At 75.8% G+C, this 21,837-nt stretch carries 16 protein-coding genes and 1 riboswitch; of the genes, 7 read left to right on the top strand and 9 right to left on the bottom strand.

Annotation, left to right across the window (positions count from 1 at the left end; genetic code table 11):
- Positions 1-68, bottom strand: a riboswitch (cobalamin riboswitch).
- A 103-nt stretch (positions 69-171) separates the two neighbouring features.
- From B5D80_RS17400 to B5D80_RS17375, 6 genes are all read right to left on the bottom strand, one after another.
- Positions 172-1,623: a PepSY-associated TM helix domain-containing protein gene (locus B5D80_RS17400; RefSeq protein WP_088644931.1), complete on the bottom strand. Its 1,452-nt coding sequence runs from the start codon at positions 1,621-1,623 to the stop codon at positions 172-174.
- A gap of 241 nt (positions 1,624-1,864) precedes the next feature.
- Positions 1,865-2,413: a copper resistance CopC family protein gene (locus B5D80_RS17395; protein ID WP_088644955.1), complete on the bottom strand. Its 549-nt coding sequence runs from the start codon at positions 2,411-2,413 to the stop codon at positions 1,865-1,867.
- Positions 2,414-2,430: 17 nt separating this feature from the next.
- A complete protein-coding gene (locus B5D80_RS17390) occupies positions 2,431-3,639 on the bottom strand; it encodes a Dyp-type peroxidase (protein ID WP_088644954.1) in 1,209 nt (402 codons plus the stop codon).
- Between the two features lie 23 nt (positions 3,640-3,662).
- Entirely contained in the window at positions 3,663-4,280 is a 618-nt protein-coding gene (locus B5D80_RS17385; protein ID WP_088644930.1) for a copper chaperone PCu(A)C, read from the bottom strand.
- 156 nt (positions 4,281-4,436) lie between these two features.
- On the bottom strand, positions 4,437-5,240 hold the full coding sequence (locus B5D80_RS17380; RefSeq protein WP_088644929.1) for a zf-HC2 domain-containing protein: 804 nt from the start codon (positions 5,238-5,240) through the stop codon (positions 4,437-4,439).
- 76 nt (positions 5,241-5,316) lie between these two features.
- Complete coding sequence (locus B5D80_RS17375; RefSeq protein ID WP_088644928.1) at positions 5,317-5,886, bottom strand: sigma-70 family RNA polymerase sigma factor; 570 nt, start codon at positions 5,884-5,886, stop codon at positions 5,317-5,319.
- Positions 5,887-6,214: 328 nt separating this feature from the next.
- Here B5D80_RS17375 and B5D80_RS34815 point away from each other — a divergent pair, with 328 nt between their 5' ends.
- Entirely contained in the window at positions 6,215-8,314 is a 2,100-nt protein-coding gene (locus B5D80_RS34815) for a copper resistance CopC family protein (protein WP_088644927.1), read from the top strand.
- A 145-nt stretch (positions 8,315-8,459) separates the two neighbouring features.
- Positions 8,460-9,311, top strand: a complete 852-nt coding sequence (gene pdxY / locus B5D80_RS17365) for a pyridoxal kinase PdxY (RefSeq protein WP_088644926.1) — start codon at positions 8,460-8,462, stop codon at positions 9,309-9,311.
- 310 nt (positions 9,312-9,621) lie between these two features.
- On the opposite strand, the gene B5D80_RS17355 is transcribed toward pdxY, so the two are convergent.
- A complete protein-coding gene (locus B5D80_RS17355; RefSeq protein WP_088644924.1) occupies positions 9,622-10,107 on the bottom strand; it encodes a hypothetical protein in 486 nt (161 codons plus the stop codon).
- A 179-nt stretch (positions 10,108-10,286) separates the two neighbouring features.
- Here B5D80_RS17355 and B5D80_RS17350 point away from each other — a divergent pair, with 179 nt between their 5' ends.
- Positions 10,287-12,503: a hypothetical protein gene (locus B5D80_RS17350; RefSeq protein WP_088644923.1), complete on the top strand. Its 2,217-nt coding sequence runs from the start codon at positions 10,287-10,289 to the stop codon at positions 12,501-12,503.
- On the opposite strand, the gene B5D80_RS17345 is transcribed toward B5D80_RS17350, so the two are convergent.
- Complete coding sequence (locus tag B5D80_RS17345; protein ID WP_245854693.1) at positions 12,449-14,569, bottom strand: hypothetical protein; 2,121 nt, start codon at positions 14,567-14,569, stop codon at positions 12,449-12,451. The two genes, B5D80_RS17350 and B5D80_RS17345, sit on opposite strands and share 55 nt — an antisense overlap.
- Before the next feature lie 279 nt (positions 14,570-14,848).
- On the opposite strand from B5D80_RS17345, the gene B5D80_RS17340 reads away from it, so the two are divergent.
- Complete coding sequence (locus tag B5D80_RS17340; protein ID WP_088644922.1) at positions 14,849-16,333, top strand: S8 family serine peptidase; 1,485 nt, start codon at positions 14,849-14,851, stop codon at positions 16,331-16,333.
- Positions 16,334-16,471: 138 nt separating this feature from the next.
- On the opposite strand, the gene B5D80_RS17335 is transcribed toward B5D80_RS17340, so the two are convergent.
- Complete coding sequence (locus tag B5D80_RS17335; protein ID WP_245854691.1) at positions 16,472-18,052, bottom strand: ricin-type beta-trefoil lectin domain protein; 1,581 nt, start codon at positions 18,050-18,052, stop codon at positions 16,472-16,474.
- Between the two features lie 237 nt (positions 18,053-18,289).
- Between B5D80_RS17335 and B5D80_RS17330 the strand changes: the two genes are divergently transcribed.
- The 3 genes from B5D80_RS17330 (at position 18,290) to B5D80_RS17320 (ending at position 21,832) form a co-directional block, all read left to right on the top strand.
- Positions 18,290-19,924, top strand: coding sequence for a beta-1,3-glucanase family protein (locus tag B5D80_RS17330; RefSeq protein ID WP_211291547.1), 1,635 nt, complete (start codon positions 18,290-18,292; stop codon positions 19,922-19,924).
- A 221-nt stretch (positions 19,925-20,145) separates the two neighbouring features.
- On the top strand, positions 20,146-20,700 hold the full coding sequence (locus B5D80_RS17325) for a sigma-70 family RNA polymerase sigma factor (RefSeq protein ID WP_088644951.1): 555 nt from the start codon (positions 20,146-20,148) through the stop codon (positions 20,698-20,700).
- Between the two features lie 100 nt (positions 20,701-20,800).
- On the top strand, positions 20,801-21,832 hold the full coding sequence (locus B5D80_RS17320) for a zf-HC2 domain-containing protein (protein ID WP_158224204.1): 1,032 nt from the start codon (positions 20,801-20,803) through the stop codon (positions 21,830-21,832).
- Positions 21,833-21,837: the final 5 nt, after the last annotated feature.

Raw genomic sequence — 21,837 nt, 5'->3', positions numbered from 1 at the left:
TCCTGGCTCGCGGACCGTCGACGACGGAACCGCTCACAGTGGCGCGACCGCGCCGGATTCTCACCGGCTTACCTCGCGACGCCGCAGATAGTGGTTCGACCGTAACGGCGCGACCCCCGGCCGGTCAATCGTCACCCCGGGAATGTGACGTGCCGGCCGGGGGTCGGCACGTCATCCGCCGGCCGGCGCGGGGGCGGTGTCGCGGCGGCGGGCCGCCAGGCCCAGGGCGACGTCGACGGCGAGGAAGGCGAGGAGACTCAGCCCGAGCAGGGGCAGCGCCCAGCCGACCGCCACCACCACCGGTACGCCGACCAGCACCGCCCACCACGGCAGGCCGCGTACGCCACCCCGGGGCGGCGCGCTGCCGGTGCGGGCCCGCCGGTCCGCCCGGGTGGGCCGGCGCTGCCACCACATCCGGTAGCCCCAGACGATGACGCAGAGCAGCCCGAGGGCCAGCGCGGCGAGCAGGATCTGGTTGACCGGGCCGAGGAGCACCCCCATGTGGGCCTGGATGCCGAGTCCACTGAGCTGGGCCAGCACCGGCCAGTCGGCGAAGTCGCTGCGGGCGGTGACCGTGCCCGTGGTCGGGTCGACGGCGACCCGGTCCTTGGCGACCGGCCAGGTGTTGTCGACCTGGGTGACCGTCCAGGCCGAACCCGGCGCGCCGGGGGCGATCTCGACCGGTCCGGCCAGCCCGGCGGTGCGGGCGGTGGTCAGCACCCGGTCGAAGGCGGCCGACTCGACCACCCCGCCGGCCCCGGCGGCACCGTGGTGGCCACCGCCGGTGTCGGCCGGGACCGGCCCGGCGGCGAGGGCGGTGGAGAGCTGCGGGGCACGGGCGTCGAGAGCGTCGAGACCGGCGCCGAAGTTCGCCCCGGCGTACCGGGACCAGGTCAACCCGGTGGCCGAGAGGAACAGCAGGCCGACGGTGAGCCAGATCCCGGTGGTGGCGTGCCAGCTGCGGGTCCGGCGTACCCCGCGGGCGGCGGTCAGGTCCGGTACGAGCAGGTGCCGCGCGGTGGCCCGGGAGGCCCGGCGGCGACGCCACCACAGCACCACCCCGCCGAGCGCGAGCACCCACAGCCAGCTCGCGGCCAGCTCCGAGTAGTGCCGGCCGACCGTGCCGAGGTGCAGGTTGCGGTGCAGGTCGTCCAGCCAGGTGGTGGCCGGCGTGGACCCGAACCAGGTGGTGAGCCGCCCCTGCACCCGGCCGGTGTACGGGTCGACGTACACGGTGTGCTGCCTCTCCGCCAGCTCCGGCACCGTGAACACCACCCTCGTGGTCCGGTCACCGGTGCCGGGCTGCACCGCGCTGACGCTGCCCTCCGGGTGGGCGTTGCGGGCGGCCCCGACCTGGTCGGCCACCGGCAGCGGGCGCTCACCCACCTGGGTCACGGTCAACACCTCGCCGTAGAGCACCGCGTCCACCTGCGGGGCCACCGTGTAGGCGAGCCCGGTCAACGCGGCGACCACCAGGAACGGCGCGACCAGGATGCCGGCGTAGAAGTGCAGCCGCAGCAGCAGCGCGCCGAACGGGGACGCGCTCCGGGCCGGCCGGTCGGGCGGGGCGGTGGATGACGCGGGTTCCGGCCTCGGCGGGTCGGACAACTCAGTGACAGACATATCAATCCGATCGAATGTGTTGGGAGGTACCCGATGGTCGCCCCGTGTCAGCGGGTCGTCCGGTGTCCCTGCGGTCGGCCCCGCCCGGTGAGGTAGTCGCAGCGAACGTCCCTGTGGTTCCCGGCACATGTCCGGACGGGACGGCGACGCCACCGGTCCACAGGGGAGCGGCAGTCCCGGCGGCCTGCGGGCACGGGTCCGCCGGCCGCGACCGCTCGTGGCCCAGCGGCGGCGGGTGGCCTCAGGGGCGCGGCGACCGGCGTCGCCGACGCAGCACTGCCGCCGCCAGCAGGACGACCACCGCGGTGCCGGCGACGCCGACGACGGCGACCCGGCCGCCGGGCCCCGGCGCGACCGCGGCGGCCGACGGGCCGGGCGGCTCGGGTGACGGTGCGGCCGGACCGGCCGGGTCGGCCACGGTGAACGGGTACGACCCCTGCACCGGGTGCCCGTCGGCGGAGACCACCCGGTACGCGACGGTGTACGTCCCGTTGGGCAGGGGACCGGTCACCCGGACGCTTCCCGTCGCGCCGGAGACCACCGGATCGTCGGTGGCGACGCGCCGTTTCGTCCCGTCGGTGAGCACGATGTTGGTGAACGTCGGGTCGAGCCGCGCCAGGAACTCCAGCGTGATCGCGGTGGGTGCGCGGGTCAGCGTCGCGTCCCGGGCCGGCGAGGCGGAGCGCAGGCCGTTGTGCGCCCGGGCCGGCGTGGCGGCGACGACCAGGGTCAGAATGCCGGTCAGCAGCACGGCGACGAACCTGCCGGCGGCCCGGCGGGACGGTGACATGGTCGTCACGGGCCGGCTCACCCCAGCACCTGCTGGCCGATCCACCCGTCGGGCGGGCAGCCGGGCGGGACGGCGAAGACGGCGGAGCCGATCGGCGTGGTCCACTCGTTGAGCAGGTCCCGGTCGGCGAGTCGACGTTGGATGGGCAGGAACTGGGCGGTGACGTCGGCCTGGTACGACGCGAAGATCAGGCCACTGTCGGCGTGCCCCTGCGGGGAGGGCACCCCGTCGTAGTTGTACGGGCGGCGCAGGATCTTCAACCGGTCGTCGGTGACCCGGGCCCGGGTGAGGTGGGAGAAGTCGGGGATGACGGTGAGCCCGTCGTCGCCGACGGCGGCGAAGTCGGGTTCGTCGTGTTCGCCGGTGCCGGTGAGCGGGGCGCCGGTGTCGAGCCGCCGGCCGACGGCGAGTTCCCGGTCGGTACGGCCGAGCAGGTCCCAGGTCTCCAGGTTCATGCTGATCCGGCGGACCACCAGGGTGGTGCTGTCGCGCAGCCAGTCCGGACCGTCGGGCACCCAGACGGCGGTGTCCAACGCGACGCCGGGACGGGGGTTGGCGGTGCCGTCGAGTTGGCCGAACAGGTTGCGTTGGGTGTGCCCGGCGGGCTCGACGCCGGGGCTGCGCCGGAAGCCCTGCTGCACCCATCGGACGGTGGCGAAGGGCCGGCTGTCCTTGACCAGCACCCGTTGGGCGTGGGCGACGGTGACCGCGTCGTCGGCGCAGATCTGCACCAGCAGGTCCCCGCCGGACCAGGCCGGTTGGAGCCGGTCGATCCGCAACGCCGGCAGGTCGGCCACCGACGCCGGCCGCCGGTCGTCGACGCCCGCGGCCCGGTACAGGCCGGGACCGAATCCGAAGGTCACGGTCAGCCGCGCCGGGAGCAGCCCGAGTTCGGCCTCGGTGTCGGCAAGTGCCGGCCGACCCTGGGTGAGCCGGGCCGCGTCGTCGCTGAGCAGCCGCAGCAGCCGGCCCAGTGCCGCCCGGTCGGTTCCCGGTCGCAGGGTGAACGCGACGAACGCGGCGTGGGCCTGTGGTTCGGTGGCCACCCCAGCCTGCCGGGGCCCGTGGAACGGCTCGACCATGCCCCCGACAGCCGCCACCGGACTCGGCTGCGGCGCGGTCGGCCCGCCGGTCGGCCCGTCCCGCCCGGCGACGACCACCGCGCCACCGGCCAGCGCGCCCCCTGCGGCCAGCGCCCCGCCGGCGAGCAGGCCGCGCCGGCTCACCGCCCGGACGCCCGGCTGTCCGGTCACGGCGTCGGGCCGGTCGTCGGCTGTCCGCTCGGGGCCGGCTGACCGCTCGTGGTCGGCTCGGGCGCGCCGTGGCCGGGGGCGTAGCTCTCCTGCGCCCCGGTGAACGGCTTGGCGACGGCGGTGAACTGCTGGGTCCGGCCGTCGGCGAAGGTGAGCGTCACCGTGACCTCGTCGCCGGCCCGCACCGGTCGGCGCAGGTCCATCAGCATCAGGTGGTCGCCGCCGGGCTCCAACACGTGGGTGCCCTTCGCCCTGATCACGATGCCGCCCTGCTTCTGCCGCATGACCATCGTGCCGTCCTTCATGGTCATCTCGTGCAGTTCCAGCGCCGACACCTCGGTGGTGGCGCCGGTGAGCGTGACGTCGGTGTCGCTGTCGTTGACCAGCGTCCCGAAGGCCGCCGTCATACCCTTGTCGGCCGCCTTCACCCACGGGTCCCGGATGGCGAGCACCCCGGCGGACGCGCTCGCCGGTGCCGAGGAGTCCGACCGGGTGCCGGACGCCGGGTCGGCCGGGCCGCAGCCGGCGGCGCCGAGCGCCAGCAGGGCCGCGGTGGTGGCGGCGAAGACGAGTGGCGCGCGTCGATTCGCGCCGAGTGGACCGGTGGGACGCATGGGTTCTTCCTCCGTTGTGCTGATGTGCTGTCCCGTTGGTCGGTCACGTGCCGGAGAAAGTTCCGGCCGGTCGGGATTGTGCCGTCGCGGGGGAGTGGACCGGTCCCGCCGGCCGGGCCGCGCCGCCGCCACCCCACCTGCGGCGACGGCGTCCGGTCATGCGGCCGACCGGTCGCGGGTCCGCGCCGAGCCCGCGTACGGGGGCAGCAGGCGCACCGTCGGGGCGGCGGCGGGCACGTCGTCCGTGCGTAGCCGCCAGGCGGGCCGGTCACCCCGGCCCCGCCCCGCCGGGCCGTCCGGCCGCAGCCGGGGTCGGGACAGCGCGACCACGATCAGGTAGCCGGTGACCAGGAACCCGTGACTGACCAGCCGGGTCGGCTCCACCCGGCCGGTGACCAGGTCGTTGGCCGAGAGCAACACGAGCGCGCCGACGAAGGCGCTCAACATCGGCAGCAGCCCCCCGGTGGGGGTGCGTCGGGCGGCCACGAAGAGGAAACCGGCGCCGACGGCGATGTTCCACGCGGCCGACTCGTGCCACAGGTGCCCGGAGGCCAGCGTGTCGAGCGCGCCGTGGGCGTGCCCGGCGGCCGGGCCCCGGCCGACCTGGGCCAGCCCCAGCACCAGTTGCAGGGCGCCGATGAGGGCCAGCCCGGTGCGCAGGCCCGGCACGAGCCGGTCCCGCAACCGGCGGGGGACGGGGAGCGCGGCCAGCACGACGTCGGCGAGATCGGGGCAGGCCGCCGTCGACCGCAGCCGGCCGGGCGTGTCGGCGGTCGGGTCGCGGCGGTCGGCGGTGGAGAGCGTCAGGCGGGTCCGCCGGGTCACCGTCGCGGCCCGGTCACACCAGACCCGGCAGGCCACGCACCCGTCCAGGTGCGCGTCCGCCGCGATCCGCTCGGCGGGGGTCTCCTCGCCGTCCAACTGTGCCGACAGGATCTCCCGCCACTGCTCACACCCCATGTAAGGGTAGTCGGCCGGCAGGGCGTGGTGGTTCCCGTGGGCTCTCCCGGGCGCGGTCGCGGCCCGGGGTCGGCGGTCAGCCGGCGGCGCTTCCCGGCCGGCGGCGGATCGCCCGGGGGTTCCCCTCGACCGCCACGACGAGATCCTCGCGGGCCCGGGCGACCCGGGACCGGATGGTGCCGACCGGGCAGCCGCACACCTCGGCCGCCTCGGCGTAGGACAGGCCGAGGACCTGGGTGGCGACGAACGCCTCCCGGCGGTCGGCGGGCAGGGCCAGCAGGAGGTCGTTGAGGACCACCTCGCCGTCGAAGCCGCTGCCCCGGGTATCCGGCGTGTCGTGCCACTCGGACAGCGGCACCGTACGCGGACGCGACGTGGCGGCCCGGACGTGGTCGACGGCGGTCCGCCGGGCGATGCCGAGCAGCCAGGTACGGGCCGACGAACGGGCGGCGAACGACGGCAGCGAGCGCATCGCCCGCAGGTACGTCTCCTGGGTGAGGTCGTCGGCCTCGGCCGGGCTGATCAGGTGCGCGACGAACCGTCGTACGTGCTGCTGGGTCGCCCGGATGAAGCGGGCCGCGGCCTCCCGGTCACCCCGACCGGCGGCCAGCGCCCACGCGGTGATCTCCGCGTCGTCGTCGCCCACCTGCCACCTCCGTGTCCGGTTCTACCGCCTGCCGTGCTCCGTCGTCGTCAGTCAACGGTAACGACGGGGTGTAGTAGGTCCCGGGTGAGCGTACGGCATACCCGGCGTCATCCCCGCCCACTGGTACGGACGGGAGACGTCGGCGGATCATCCGTACCGGGGTCGGGACCGGAGGCCCACCGTGACCGGTCGGGCACGGGGTGCAGAGCCGTGGACGAGTTTTGATCATCCCGACCTCAGGTCGGGACGCCGTAGCCAAAACTTTTGCCATCTGCGTAAAAAGTTAGTGAACTATTGATTGAAGTCCGCTCTTCGTGAGGATGATCCGATGCGCTGTCCCCCTCCAGCCACCGGACCTGCCGGGCGTACCCTCGCCGGCCTGCTCGCCCTCGTGTTCGCCGCGGCGGCGGTCCTGCTGCCCAGCGCCGCGGCGCAGGCGCACGGCACGCTCGCGATGTCGACCCCGGCTGCCAACGCCACGGTGGCCGAGCCGCTGACGACGGTGGAGCTGTACTTCACCGAGCAGGTCGCGGCGAACGCGTACTTCACCGTCACCGGGCCCGGCGGCGGCCGGGTCGACAACGGCTGGCGGCACGGCACCCCCCGGCCCCTGGACAAGCCGGTCCGGGAGTACCTGCTGGTCGACGGCAAGTTCGAGCCGAAGGAGTACAGCACCGGCTTCCCGGCGGTGGTGACGCTGGCCCACCTGCCGGCGGCCGGCCAGTACGCGGTGAGCTACCTGTCGGTGGCCTCCGACGGCGAGCCGGTCCGGGGCACCATGACCTTCCGCTACACGGGACGGGCGACCGCCGCGCCGGCCGGCTGGCAGCCCCCGGTCGACCAGCCGGACCCGGCACTGGTGGCCGCCGCCGAACAGCACGCCACCTCCGGCCACGCCGCCGGCCCGGCCGCCTCCGCGGTGCCGACCGCCCCGGTGACCGCCGCCGCGTCGGCCGCCCCGCCGGCCGCCGCCCCCGACGACGACGGGAACGGCCTCGGCTGGCTGGCCTGGGCCGGCGGGTCGGTGCTGGTCGCGGCGGCGGTCGGCTTCGCGGCGTGGCGGCGTCGTGCGGTGCCCGCCACCCGGCCCGCCGGTCGGCCCCGCCCTGGGCGGACGGCCGCCCGGTCCGGGGGCGGCAGCCGGGTCAACCGGTCGAAGACGACGGGTGGTGGGACGACGGGTGGTGGCAGGAAGACGGCCCGTCCCGCCGCCGCCCGACGTGCGGTGGTCACCGCCCCGGTGACGACCCCCGCCAGGACCGGCGCGGCCTCGGCCGAGGCGGTCCCGGCTGCGGCCCAGGCTGCCCCGGCCTCGGGTAAGGCTGCCCCGGCCTCCGGCAAGGCGAGACGACTCCCCGCCGGGGCGGCTCCGGCCACGGCGGCGGGGACGGTCAGGGCCAGGGCGGGGTCCGCCGAAGCGACCTCCGGGGCCGACGAGCCGGCATCCGCCGAGACGTCCGCCGCCGGCGAGACGGCATCCGCCGCTGCCGCGCCGAATGCCGGGTCCCGACTGGGCAACACGGGTCTCGCGTTGCTGGTCGGCGGGCTGGTGGTGGCCCTGCTGGCGGGCTTCGGGCTCGGCCGGATCGGCTCCGGCGTCCGGCCCGCCGACGGCACCACCACCGCCCCGCCGGCCACCGGTGCGGCGTTGGCGGCCGGGGACGGGCACCAGCACGGGCCCGGCACCGGGGCGCACACCCATCCCGGCGACGCCGGTGGGGCCCAGGCGCAGGTGACCGGGCTGTCGGTCAACGCCGGGGGCTACACCCTCCAGCCGGCGGCCCGGACCCAGCCGGCGGGCGCACGCGCCGACTACCGGTTCCGCATCGTCGGCGCGGACGGCAAGCCGGCGACCCGGTTCGCGGTCGTCCACGACAAGCCGCTGCACCTGGTCGTGGTGGGGCGGGACCTCAGCGGCTACCAGCACCTGCACCCGACCATGGCGGCGGACGGCACCTGGAGCGTTCCGCTGACGCTGGCCCGGCCCGGCGGCTACCGGATCTACGCCGACTTCTCGGTGACCGGCGCCGACGGCACCACGGTCCCGCTGGTGCTGGGGGTCGACCACCAGGTGCCCGGCGCGCACACCCCGGTGCCGCTGCCGCCGGCCGCGTCGCAGTCGACGGCCGGGCCGTTCACGGTGACGATGGGCGGTGCCCCCACGGTGGGGGTGACCGTGCCGCTGTCCTTCCGGCTCGACGGCGTCGAGCCGGCCCGCCTGGAGCGCTACCTGGGGGCGTACGGGCACCTGGTGGTGGTGCGCGAGGGCGACCTGGGCTACGTGCACGTCCACCCGGACCAGGAACTGGTGGACGGGACGGTGCGGTTCTGGCTGACCGCCCCGAGCGCGGGCCGCTACCGGGCGTTCTTCGACTTCCAGGTCGACGGGACGGTGCGCACCGCGCAGTACACCCTCGACCTGACCTGAGTGCGGTTCCGGCCGACCCCGGGTGCGCCGCCGGGGCCGGCCGGAACCGCCACGGCCGGCCCGGTCCCGCCCGGGAGGTCGACGACGCGGGGCGAATCGGTGGGCCCGTACCCGGGGCGTCGGGGGGAACGGCCATGATGAGCCGGTGAAGATCCTGTCCATCCAGTCCTCGGTCGCCTACGGCCACGTCGGCAACTCGGCGGCCGTGTTCCCCCTCCAGCGCCTCGGGCACGAGGTCTGGCCGGTGCTGACCGTGCACTTCTCCAACCACACCGGGTACGGCGCGTGGCGCGGGCCGCTGCTGGCCCCGGCCGACGTGGCGGAGGTGATCGAGGGCATCGCCGACCGGGGGGTGCTCGGCACCGCCGACGCGGTGCTGTCGGGCTACCAGGGCGATCCGGCGATGGGTGCCGTCATCCTCGCCGCGGCCGACCGGGTCCGGGCCGCCAACCCGGACGCGGTGTACTGCTGCGACCCGGTGATGGGCGACACCGGGCGGGGGATGTTCGTCCGGCCCGGCATCCCGGAGTACCTGCGCGACGTGGTGGTCCCGCGCGCCGACATCATCACCCCGAACCACTTCGAGTTGGACTTCCTCGCCGGCCGGACGACCACCTCGCTGACCGCCGTGCTGGACGCTGTCGACGTGGTCCGGGCCACCGGGCCCCGGGACGTCCTGGTGACCAGCGTGCTGCACGACGACGTGCCGGCCGGCTCGCTGGAGGTGGTGGCCGTCTCGGACGAGGGCGCCTGGGCGGTGACCACGCCGCTGCTGCCGATCAACCCCAACGGCGGTGGCGACGTCACCGCCGCGCTCTACCTGGCCCACCTGCGGACGACCGGCTCACCGGCGACCGCGCTGGAACGCACCATCTCCTCGGTCTTCACCGTGCTGGAGCGGACCCTGGCGGCGGGCACCCGGGAGATCCAACTGGTCGCCGCCCAGGACGCCGTCGCCGACCCGCCGGCCCGGTTCACCGCCCGCCGGCTGCGCTGACCCTCACGGCACGGCGTCCGGGCGTCCATCCGACCGCCGCTCCGGCCGGTAGCGGTCCGACCTGCGGTGCGGTCGTGGCCCGCCGCACCCGCCGGTGGGCTCTCACCGGTCGGCGGTGACCGGGCCGCCGTCCCGGCCGGCGGCCGGCAGGACACGGGCGAGCCGCCGGACGGCCTCGTCCATCAGGTCGGGTGGGGCGCAGGCGTAGCTCAGGCGCCGGTGCGGGACCGGCTGCCCGGCGGGGGGGGGTCTGCGACCTGGGGTACGCCGAGGGCGGCTCACCCTGCTCTGGTCGGCCCTGCTGCTCGGCTCAGGGGGAGGTCGAGAGCGTGCTGATCAGGCCGAATCCCCCGCAGCAGAGCACCCCCAGCACAGCCAACGTGACGAGCAGGATGCTGTAGTTCGACCACATCCCGAACTTCGTCACGTCGGTGCCCTGCCCGTCGTGGACCCGGTTGCGCCAGCCGCCGAAGCGGAACGACAGCGGGTAGACCAGTCCGGGTTGGACGGTGAGCGCGGTGGTGACGATCGGGATGCCGATGAAGTCCGTGTAGCGGATGTCGTGCGCCCCGGCCGGCACGGCCACGTACCAGGTTCCCTCGCCGGGGATCGACACCAACCGGCCGTCGACCTTGAAACGGCTGGTGGCCGGGACGGGCACCAGGTACGGACCCCGGTTGACCGAGACGGCCAGCACCGCGTGTCCCGGCGGCGGGGGGATCGGCTGCGGGTAGGCGATCAGCGGCGTGACGGGGCCGGGCGCGGACGGGTACGACGGCTGAGGGGGGTACGACATCGCCACATCCTGGCACGACCCGCGGACGCGGTGCGCGCGGGCGGCAGGCCGCCGGCCTGACGGGACGCCACCCGCCCGCCCCGCAGGACGATCCGGCTCGGGTTGAACCGTCGGCACCCCGGTTCGTATAAGGGGGCCGGGACGGGAGGATGTCGGTGGGACCGAGGGTGTGGAAAGCGATGGTGGGGATGCGGCGGGCCTTTGTCACGGTGCTGCTGGCCGGGATCGCGCTGCTCGTGGCGGCACAGCCGGCGCAGGCGGCGGGCGTGGCGCGACCGGCGGGTGCGGTGCGGCCGGTCAGCGCGGTGCCGGCCGAAACCGGCCGGTACTACGTGGTCGGGCCACCCGTCGACGGGCAACGGGAGTACCTCTACGCCATCGCGCTGCGTACCCTCGGTAACGGCAACCGGTTCCGGGAGATCGTCGAACTCAACGTCGGCCGGGTCCAGCCCGACGGCGAGACGTTCACCGACGGGGTGGTCCTGCGCCCCGGATGGCGGCTCGTGCTGCCCAGGGACGCCCAGGGCCAGGGGGTGCGGATCGGCCGGCTGCCGCAACCGGGCCCACGGTCACCGGCTCCGGCCAGCCCGAGCCCGCGCGCCACGACCCCGTCCCGCCCCAGCTCGACGCCGCGCACGGCGGCCCCGTCCTCGGCGGGGCCCTCCCGTCCGGCCGGGACCGCCGCCGCGACCACCCGGGCCGTCGCCCGGCCGCCGGACCCTCCGCAGGCGGGCGGCGGGCTGGACCCGCTGCTGATTCGGGTCGGCGCGGGGCTGCTGGCGGTCTTCTTCGCCGCCGTGGCCGTGCTGCTGCTGCGTCGTGGCGGGCCCCGCCGGCTGGTGCTGGAGGACGACGGGCCGTGGCCGCCGCAGCGGCACCACACCCCGACCCCCGCCGAACTCGTCGCCGGACCGGTGGCCGGGGAGGTGGACACCCCGCCGGCCCCGGTCACCCGCCCGTCGTCCGCAGTGCCGACGTCGGCGGCAATGCCGTCGCCCCCGCCGGCCCCGCCGCTCACCCGGCCGGTCACGGCACCGGCACGGCGACCGGCCCCGCCGACGGTCACCCCGCCGATCCTGCCTCCGCCGCCGTCGGTGGTCCTGCCGGCACCGCGTACCGCCGCCCGGCCCCCCGCCCCGGCGTCGCCCCCGGCGGCACTACCGGGTCCAGCGTCGCCACCGGTACCGGTCGAGGGGTCGACGTCCCCGCCGGAGCTGTCCGCAGGTGCGGCTGCGATGTCCGCCCCGGGGCCGGCGGGACCCCCGGTGCCTGAGCCGGTCCCGGGACCGGCCTCCGTGCCGGCGTGGGAGTCCGTGCCGGGAACGCCGGCCGAGGTGCCGGTATCGACGGCGGTGGTCCCCGGTGTCCGACCGTCACCCCCCGCGACGAGGGGCGGGCTGCCCGTGAAGCCGGTCTGGCCGCCCAGGGCACCACAGTCGGCACCACCCCGACCGACCCCGGTCGACCCACCGGCCGCCCCACAGCTCCCGGCCGTCCCGCCGGCGGCCGGCCCGGAAGCGCCGCCGCCGTTCCCACAGCCACCGGTTGTTGCGTCAGCCGTGCCGCCGCCGACGACAGCTACCCCGCAGCCGCGGGCCGTGCCGCCGCCTACGCCGGTTGTCCCGGCTCCGGCGGTGTCGCCGGCCCCGACACCACAGTCGACCCCGACCGCCACCGCGCCGGTCGCAGGGGCACCCGCCGGGACCGCCGCCTCGGCCGGCGTGGCTTCCGCCGGGACTGCCGCCGCGTCGGCAGGCGCATCCGCCGGGACCGGCGGCGCGTCGGCCGAGCTGGATCCGCCGCGCCCGGCGGTGCCGACCGGCAACGAGGTCCCGTACCTGAGCACCGAGCTGGAGACCGAACTCGGGCCGATCCGGGTCCGGCTGGTCGGGGTCGCGGCGGGCCGGGGCGCGCCCGCGTACGCCTGGCTGGGCCCGGACGAGGCCGCGCCCCCGGCGACCCTGCCGCTGGTGCTGGGCCACCGGGGACCGTGGCGGTTGCACGTCGACCTGGGCCGGGCACCCGACGTGCTCACCCTGGTCGGCGACACCGACGACTGCCGGCGGACGGCCACCCTGTTCGCCAGGCGGCTGCGGGCCGGCGGTGTCGGCGTGGCCACGGTGGGCGACGTGTTCGGCGGGCAGGCCCCGGAGGGTTGCCGGACACTGTCGGGGCTGCCGGCGGCGACCGCCCCCGACGTCGACCCGCCCGCGCCGTACGTGGTGTTCACCCCCGGCCTGGCCGGTGCGGAACTGGCCGGGGCACGGCGGCTCGCCACGGACACCGGCGGGCGCTGCGTGCCGGTGGTGATCGGACCGGTGCCGGCCGGCCGGTGGTCGGTTCAGGTGTCCCCGGTCGACGGCGGGTCCGCCACCCGGGCCGGTACGGCGGACTGAAGGCCGGCGACGGCGGACGGCAGCGGCCCCGGGGTGACCTCCCCGATCCGCTGCCACCCGCCCCCCTGTGCCCGGAAGGCGCGCTGCACCACGATCCGGTCGTACGAGCGGCTGCCCAGGACCAGGTCGACGCCGGCCCGGTGCAGCCGGTCCACCCTGGTCCGGACCAGGGTCAGCCCGGCCAGCATGGTGTGGGTGGCCCCGACGTCGACGGTGCGTCCCGCCGGCACCCGGACCTCCACCAGCAGCCGGCCCGGCCGGGCCACCGGCCGCTGCTGGTAGAGCGGCAGCCAGCCCCGGGGCAGCCCCCGGGACCGGGCCGGCAGCAGCGCGTACGCCTGCCGGGTGCCGAAGCCGGGCCAGCGGCGGACGTCGTTCGGCAGCCCGGCGACCGACCTGCTGGTGGGCGCGGCACGGATCCGCAGGGGCTCGCCGTCGGCGTCCACGGTGGGCAGCAGGCGGCTGAACCCGTCGGAGCGGAAGCCGCCCACCAGCCGGACCCGGTCCAGCCGGGCGGCCGGCAGCAGGTAGGTGTCGGGGCTGCCCAGGACGTACTTGAACCGCGCCGGCACGTGCGCCCGCAGCACCGCCATCGGGATCGCGCCACCCGGGGAGATCCGCACCCGCAGCAGGTCGCTGCCGGCCGGGGCGGACCGGGGGTCGAGGAACGCGGGCACGAACAACTCGACGCCGGGCAGCCCGTCGCCGACCGCCCGCGCCGGGTCACCCTCGACGAGGACGTACGCCTCGAACGTCGCGGCGTTGACCTGCTGGCCGCGCCGCAACCAGGGGGGACCGTAGTCGGCCGCGCGGCGGCTCTCGGTGACCAGGGCGGGCCGGGGGAGGGGCACGGCCGGCTGTTCCGCCACCCCGGCGTCGTCACCGACAGGCGTCGGGGGTGCCGCGTCGGCCGGGTCCGCCGGGGGTGGCGCGGCGGTGCCGTCCGGTACAGGGGTCGGGTCGTCGGCGCGGGCCGGTCCCGGGTGGCCGTCGGCCGGGCCGGCGTCGACGACTGCGGCGGAGGCGACCACGATCCGTTCCCGGTCCCGCCGGGACACCAGCAGCCCCTCGGGGGTCGCGTCGAGGGTCGACGGGCCGTCGGCGTACCTCGGTCGGTGCGCCCGCCACGCGGCGACCGCGCCCGTCGGGTCGAACGCCCGCAGGTCGCGCCGGTCGTCGATCAGCTCGGCCCGGCCGCCCGCGGGCGGGGTCCAGACGGTGGCACCGGTCGTCTCGGCCAGCTCGACCACCTCCGCGACGAGCCGGGCCTGCTCGTCGGCGTCGGACGGCCAGGTCAGCCAGAGCCGCAGGTCGGCGCCGTAGAGCGGCAGGTCGCCGAGGAGCGCGGCGAGCTGCCCGCCGCCGTGCACGTCCTGGGTGCCGCTGTAGGTGCCGACGAGGAAACCGCCGGAGCGGGCGGTGACGGCGACGGTGACCACCCCGGTCGACGCGCCGAGCCGGTGCGCGGTGGCCCGCCTGGTCACGAAGTCGGCCCGGGTGGCCAGGGCGAGGCCGTCGGGCAGCGGCAACCCGACCACCCCGGTACGGGGACGGACCAGCCCGTCGTCCACCGCGAACCAGCCGGGCAGGGAGGTGGCGAGGTCCGGTGGCTGGAGCACGAGCCAGTCCATCGGCTGGCGGGTCACCCGGTCCAGCGGCACCGCGTCCAGCGGCCCGCTGTCAGTGGTCGGGCGGGTGGACCCGGTGGCCGACCGGTCGATGGCGTGCCTGATGTCCGAGCCGTCCGGGCTGACCAGCACGTCGTGCCCGAGCAGCCCGGCGACCTCGGTGAACAGGTCGAGGTGCCGGGCCCCGTCGTCGGCGAGGATCCGGACGTCCTGCGCGGCGTCCGCGCCGTGCCGGACCAGGGTGGCGACGGCCCGCGCGTCGAGCGGCCGGCCGGGGGCGGTGGGCACCACCAGCCGTCCGCCGGGGCCCGGGGCCAGCCAGAGGTCGTACAGGCCGGCGATGCGGCGGTGCCGGCGCGGGTCGAACCGGCGGGTGGCCGGCACCCGGTCCAAGCCGCTGCCGCCCACCGGCTCCGCCGTGCGCCCGAGCCCGTTCACCGCCGCCCCACCTTCGTCTCCACCGGCACCTGATCGCCCGGTCCGTCGTTCGCCGCCACCGTCGGTGGTGGACGGTCGTCCGCCTGCCGGTCACCTGTCCCCACCGGGGGGACGGCCCGAGGAGACGTTCCCGTCATCGGCGGCCGGTACCCTCGGCTGACCTCATGACGAGGATCATGGAAATCTGGTTCAGATTGATTTGAACGGACCGGCCGCTGATCCGCAATAGACGGTGAAGGCCGGTGACGCTCGGCCATGGTGACTGAAGGGGGACACCCAGTGCTGGCGAAGCGCTCGATCCTTGCCCGCCTGCTCGCGGTGGCGATGGCCGGCTGCGTGCTGATGACGCCGACCGGGCCGGCTGCGGCGAGGGCCGCCAACGATCCGCAGCCGTACGTGAAGTACTACGTGGTCGCGGCGCAGTACCAGGGCCAGCCGGAGAGCCTCACGGCGATCGCGCGGCGGTTCCTCGGCAGCGGCGACCGGTCCGCGGAGATCTACCACCTCAACACCGGCCGGGTGCAGCCCGACGGGTCCCGGCTGACCGACCCGGGCAGCCTGAAGGCCGGCTGGCAGCTCGTCCTGCCCTGGGACGCGGCCGGTGAGGGGGTGAAGTACGGCCAGCTCCCGACCGGCAAGCGGCCCACCCCGAGTGCCCGGCCCTCCGGCGCAGCCGACCCCACGCCCAAGGCCGTCAGCCCGAGCCCGAGTCCGAGCCCGACCCGGACGGGCGGCAGCCCCCGACCGGGCGCGACCGGTCCGAAGTGCACCGCCACCACCGGGTCGAGCAGCCGGTCGGACTGGGCGCAGCTACGGATGGCCGCCGACAGCGCCTGGACCCTGACCCGTGGCAACGGGGTCAAGGTGGCGGTGGTCGACACCGGCGTCGACGCGAGCGTGCAGCAGCTCAGCGGCCGGGTGGCGGTCGGCGCGGACGTGACCGTCGGCAACGGCCGCGGGGACACCGACTGCCTGGGCAGCGGCACCGCGATGGCGGGCATCATCGCCGGTGACAGCAGCGTCGACGGCAGCCCGGTGGGCATCGCGCCGGACGCCACCATCCTGCCCGTGCGGGTGGTCCGCGGTTCGGGTGCCGCGCGGGCGGCCGACGCGGCGAACGCCATCGAGGTGGCGGTCAGCGCCGGTGCGTCGGTGGTCGCGGTCGGCTCCCACGTCGACCTCGGTGACCCGGCGGTGGCGTCCTCCGTGGCCACCGCCCTCGACCACGACGTCCTGCTGGTGGCCGGTGCGCCGACCAGGGCGGTGACGCCGCCGTCCCCGGCCGGCCGGTCCGGGGGCGGGGCGCTGCTGTTCACCGGTGGCGTCGGTGCCGGCGACCAGCTCGCCGAGCAGTACGTGGAGGGCGCGGTGGAGGTGGTCGCGCCCGGGGTGGACGTGGCGAGCCTCGGCGTGGGCGGGGGCAAGGCGGTCAGCAACACCGGCACCGAGTTCGCCGTCGCGTTCGTCGCCGGGCAGGCGGCGCTGATCCGGGCGGCCCAGCCCGACCTGACCGCCGCCCAGGTCAAGGAGCGCATCCGCAGCACCGCCGACGCGATCGGCACGGCCCCCGACGCCAGGTACGGCTCCGGCATGATCAACCCGGCCGCCTCGGTGTCGGTGGCGGTCGACGACCGTAACCAGGTGGCCAGCCAGCAGCAGGGCAACAACGGCGCGGCGCTCGCCGTCATCCTCGGCATCGCGCTGCTCTGCGGCGTCGCCGTGGTCTTCGGCCTGCGGCTGCGTCGCCGCCGGTACGCCGGCTGAGCCCGGCACCGGCCCGGCCGGGCCGCCGACGCCCGTGCCGGGCTGCGGCTGCTGACGCCCGTGCCGGGTTGAGGTGGCCCACAGGCCGCGGGCTCCGGTGGACCAGGACGGTCCAGCGGAGCCCGCCGGCCCGACCGGCTACCGCCGGCTGAAGGTCTGCTTCGGGTTGAACACGCAGATCCAGGACATCATCGGCGCGCCCACGCCGTGCCCGTCGACGTCCAGGCAGCGGTCGGTCTCCCGGTTGAACAGGGAGGTGCGGCCGTTGTACTCGATCCACTCCCACTTCTGGGCGGGATTGCCACTGCACACGGCGACCTGCACGGGGGTGCCGTCCTTCTTCTCACCCCAGGCCACGTCGAGGCAGAGCCCGTTGGCCCGGACGCTGCCGTCGGAGCGGAAGTCCCACCACTGCGACCGCTCCTCCCGGCACTTGTTCAGCACCGCCCGCACCCCGTCGCTGGTCCCGGCGGTGACGCACAGCCCGGTTTCCTTGCCCACGAGCTGCTTGGTGCCGGCCGGTCGGGTCGGGGCCGCGGCCGGCTTGGCCGACGGGCTCGGGGGCGGCGGCGGGGCGGCCGAGCTGCCCTGCGGGCTGGGCGACGGTGACGCCGGCGGCGTCGCGGTCGGGCTGGGGGACGGTGACGCCGACGGCGGGGCCGGCCGCAGCCGGTTGTCGAGGGCGTAGTAGTCGGTGTGCTCCCGCACGGTCCGCAGGTACGCCTGCGTCCCGGCGTCCAGGTCACCGCCGGCCTGGCGGACGGCGGCCGGGCCGTTGCGGTACGCGGCCAGCGCCAGCAGCGACGGGTCGCCCTCCAGCCCGGACAGCTCCTTGTGCAGGGCGCACAGGGCGGTGCCGGCCGCCGGGACCGCCTCCTGCGGGTCCCACGCCGAGGCGTCGGACGGGCCGTACGCCTGCCACACCTCGGGTCGGAACTGCGCCACGCCCCGCTGCCCCTCGGGGCCGAGCAGGTTGGCATCGAACCCGGACAGCGCCATCAACTGGGCGGCGACCAGCGGCGGCGTCACCTCCGGGCAGACCGAGCCGGCCCGGACGACGAGCGCGGTGTAGCTGCCGGGTACCGCCTTGGGCTGCTGGACGCCGGTGCTGGGGCGGGGCTGGCCGGAACCGCCGAACGCGGTCAGCTTGCCGTAGTAGGCGGCGTACCCGCTTGCCTGGTCGACGTACCTGACCGCGTCGGTGGGCACCCCCTCGGCGTCGCGTACCTCGTCGAGGCCGGTGTGGAACGCGGCCAGCGAGAGCCGCCAGGTGTCACCCGGGACGTCCGCCAGCCGTACCTGGCCGCTGAGGTCGCACATCAGGTGGGCCAGGGCGAGGATGTTGGCGGCCGGATCGGAGCGTTCCGCGCCGGGCCACGGCGCCCACGCCTTCCACGCGGCGGCGTCGAGACCGGCGATGCCCTGCCCGCCGGAGGCGGTCCGGTCGGCCCGGCCGTCCAACCCCGACTCGGCCATCAGCTGACCCGCCAGCCGGGCCGGGGTGAGCGTCGGGCACGAGCGGGCGGCGGACTGGATGGTCGTCAGGTGTTCCTTGGAGACGGGCCGACCGGTCAGGTCGTCGTCCCGGGCCTCGGCCGCGCCCCAGCCGACAGCGGCCACCACCATGGACAGCACGGCGAGTCCGGCGACGACGAAGGCTGCGGTGCGACGGGGGATCGACCCCAGTCGGGCGAGTACGGAGGGGTGATCGGATTTCACGGGAGGTGTCCCTTCCGGCGTGGCGACATCGCTGTCGTGACGGATGCGCGATGTCCTTGGTTCACCGGGCTCGAATCGGATCGGATGATTTTGGTCCGGTCGACATTGAACCGAGGGGCGTAGCGGGCCGTCAACGTGGCTACCGCCGGGCCGGGCCGGAGTCACACCGGGCATCGGCGGCGATGGCCGTGTCGTTGATCGGAGCTTGGGATGCTTTCTCGCCGCAGGGTACTCGGGATGGGATTCGCCGGCGCCGCCGTGGTCGGCGTGCCGCTGGTGGCGGCCCCGTTGATCTCGCGGGCGCGGGCCTCGGGCGGTCTGCCGCTGAACGTGGTGAACAGCACGGGCCGGTTCGCCAATCAGGCGATCCGGATGTACGTCGTCGGCACCGACCCGGAGACCGGGGCGATGGGCTACGTCCGGGAGAGCGGCCGGTTCACCCCGGCCGACCCGGCGCACAACGGCCCGGACGGGGCCGCCGACATCGGCGTCCGGCTGGCCGACTCCGGGGTGACCCGGTTCGTCCTGCCGATGATGTCGGGCCGGATCTACTTCGCCATCGACGGCGAGCTGCGGTTCACCGTGGTCACCGACGGCAACGGGCGACCGGCGTTGCAGTACCCGGTCGGCTGGGTGGCCGACGACCCCAGCTTCGGCGTGCTGCACGACTGCTGCGAGTTCACCTACAACGCCTCCGGCATGTTCTGCAACACCACCACCGTGGACATGTTCAGCATCCCGCTGTCGATCCGGTTGCTCGGCGACGTGGAGCAGGCCACCGGCAAGCTGGTCGACGGCGGCCGGGACGCGATCTTCGCCGAGCTGGCCCGCCAGCCCGGCTTCGACCGGCTGGTGCTCGGCGACGGGCTGCGCGTCATCGCACCCGGCAAGGGCATCGAGACGGGCCGCTTCGACCCGGCGTACTACGACGGCTACATCGCCGAGACCTGGGACCGGTACAGCCGTACCGAGCTGCGGGTCCACGGACCGACGGGCACCGTCCGGGGCCGGGTGGTCGACGGGCGGTTCACCTTCGACGGCGGGGTACGCGCCTTCGACCGGCCTTCCACGCTCAACGTGTTCCACTGCGACGGTGCGCTCGCCGCACCCAACGACGGGCGGTCCGGGCCGGTGGCGGCGGTCCTCGGGGCCGGATTCAACCGGTCGGTGCTCGACCAGCCGGACCAGCCGACCACCAGCCGGGACGCCTACTACCAGCATCCGGTGACCAACCACTACTCCCGGGTGCTGCACCGGCACAGCGCCGACGGCCGGGCGTACGGCTTCCCCTTCGACGACGTCGCCGACGACGCCTCCTACATCCAGGACACCGCGCCCCGGGAGATGACCATCACGCTCACCCCGTTCGGCGGGGGCGCGGCCGGGCAGCCGGAACCCGAGGTCGAGCGCCCGGTGGTCGTGGAGGGGCCGGTGGTCGTGGAGGGGCCGGCGGCCGTCGTCGCCGCCCGGGGCGTGGGCCAGGAGATCGCGGCGGCCAGCTTCGACCGGCAGCAGGGCGTACGGACCGAACCCTCCAGCGAGGGCGGCGAGCACCTGGGCTTCCTCGCCCACGGCGACTGGGCCGGGTACCGGGGGGTCGACTTCGGCCGCGAGCCGGCGACCCAGTTCCAGGTGCGGGTGGCCTCCGGCGCGCCGCAGGGCGTCTCCGGCCTGATCGAGGTACGCCTCGACGCCCCCGGCCTGCCGCCGGTGGGCAGCATCGCGGTGGCCGGCACCGGAGGCTGGCAGAGCTGGGTCACCGTGCCGGGGAACCTCGCCCCGGTGACCGGGGTGCACGACGTCTACCTCACGTTCGCCAGCGGCCAACCCGAGGAGTTCGTCAACGTCCGCTGGCTGCGTTTCACCCGATGAGCGCGGCCACCCTCGTCGCCCCGGCGCACGGCACCGACCGGTGGGCCGCCGCCGCGCCGTCCACCGCCGCACCCCGGCGTCCCCGGTCGACCGGTCGACGGCCCGGTCGACCGTCCGATGAGCACGGTTATGCTCTCTTCCTAGGCGGGCTGGACGTCGAGACGACGGCGCGGCCGTACGGGGGCGACCCGTACGTCAGGGGGAGGCGTTCTGTGTCGGCGGTGCCCAACGATGCGCCCGGGGTGACCGGCGACGCGGCGACCGAACGGGCCTCCCCCGAGGCCCTGATGCGCTGGATCCACGAGCAGTACCGGGGACCGCTGCTGCGGTTCCTCACCCGACTCGTCCTCGGCCGGCAGGAACTCGCCGAGGACCTGGTCCAGGAGACGTTCCTGCGCACCTGGCGGAACCTGGAGACGCTGGCGGAGGACCCGCGCCGGATCGCCCCGTGGCTCTACACGGTCGCCCGGCACGTGGCCATCGACGCGATGCGCGCCAGGCAGTCCCGCCCGCCCGAGGTAGCCATCCCCGACCTCAACCGGCTCGCCTCGGCCGACGACGAGATGGACCGGGTGGTCAGCACCCACACCGTCCGGTTGGCGTTGCAGCAGATCAAACCGGAACACCGTGAGGTGCTCGTCGAGATGTACTACAAGGGCTCCTCGGTCGCCGAGGCCGCGCAGCGACTGGGAATCCCGGAGGGTACGGTAAAGTCCAGAACGTACTATGCGGTGCGCGCGCTGCACGCAGCGATCGGCCCGACCGAGTCGTCGTGATGACGCGACGTGTCGGTTTCCCGCTCGATCCGCCGGACGGCTGCCGTCCCGGGGGTCGTCACACCGTCACCGGTGTCTCCGGGTCGAGAAGGGGGGCGTGATGCGCACCGGGGGCGAACATCCCACCGCTGAGCACGCCGCCCTTGCCCTCTACCTGCTCGGCGCGCTCGACGACGCCGACCGGGTCGCGTTCGAGGCCCACCTGGCCGGTTGTGACGAGTGCCTGGCCGCGGCGGGCGAGATGGGCGGCGTGACCAGCGCCCTCGGCGGGCTGGACGCCGCCGACTGGGACGACCTCGCCGGCCTGACGCCCGAGTTCCCGCTACCGCCCGAGTTCGGCCCACCGCCGGACCGCACCCCCGCTGCGCCGCCGGTAGGCCCGCCACCTCCCACCGGTTCCGATCAGCCGGCGGCACCGGTGCCGGTCGCGCGTCCGCCCGCCGATTCTCCGCCGCCGGCACCCGCCGCCGCCGGCGAGCCGGTGACATCCACCGCCGACGGCGGTCCGGCGACAGCCGCCGGGTCGGCCCCGACCGCCGACGCCGGACCGCTCGCCGACGCACCGCCGGACCCGCAGTCCGGCACGCCGGTCGCGGCACCCCGACGGAGTGCCCGCCGGGGGGCCGGCCCGCGTGCCACCGGCCGTGGGGCGGGCAGCCGCCCCGGCGGGGACCGCCCCGCGACGGCCTCCGGCACGGGGGGCAGCCGCCCCGCCGATCCGGCCCGGCGTCGCCGGATGGTCCTCTGGGGCGGGGTGGCCGCCGCGCTGGTGGCCGTCGTCCTGGCCGGCGGGACCGCCGTGGTCACCGGTCTCGGCGACCGCAGCGGCGTGGTGCTCACCGCGACCGGGGAGGCGCCGGCCGAGGGGGTGAGCCTCTCCGTCGCGATCACCACCGACGAGGGGCGGGGCTCCACCATCCGGATCACCGCCACCGGCCTGCGCCAGGGCCTGCGGTACCGGCTGTTCGCGGTGACCCGCGACGGGGTCACCCACGTGGTACGGGACTGGACCGCCTCGACCGGGCCGCAGGAGGTGACCGGCGAGCTGTCGCTGCCGGTCGCGGACCTGGCCTTCGTCACCGTGGGCCTGGTGGACGGCACCGCGATCGTCACCGCCCCGATCTCCCGCTGAACCCA

This window comes from Micromonospora wenchangensis (genome assembly GCF_002210435.1).
In the GTDB taxonomy this organism is placed as follows: domain Bacteria; phylum Actinomycetota; class Actinomycetes; order Mycobacteriales; family Micromonosporaceae; genus Micromonospora; species Micromonospora wenchangensis.
This window is presented reverse-complemented; position numbering and strand designations above follow the sequence as displayed.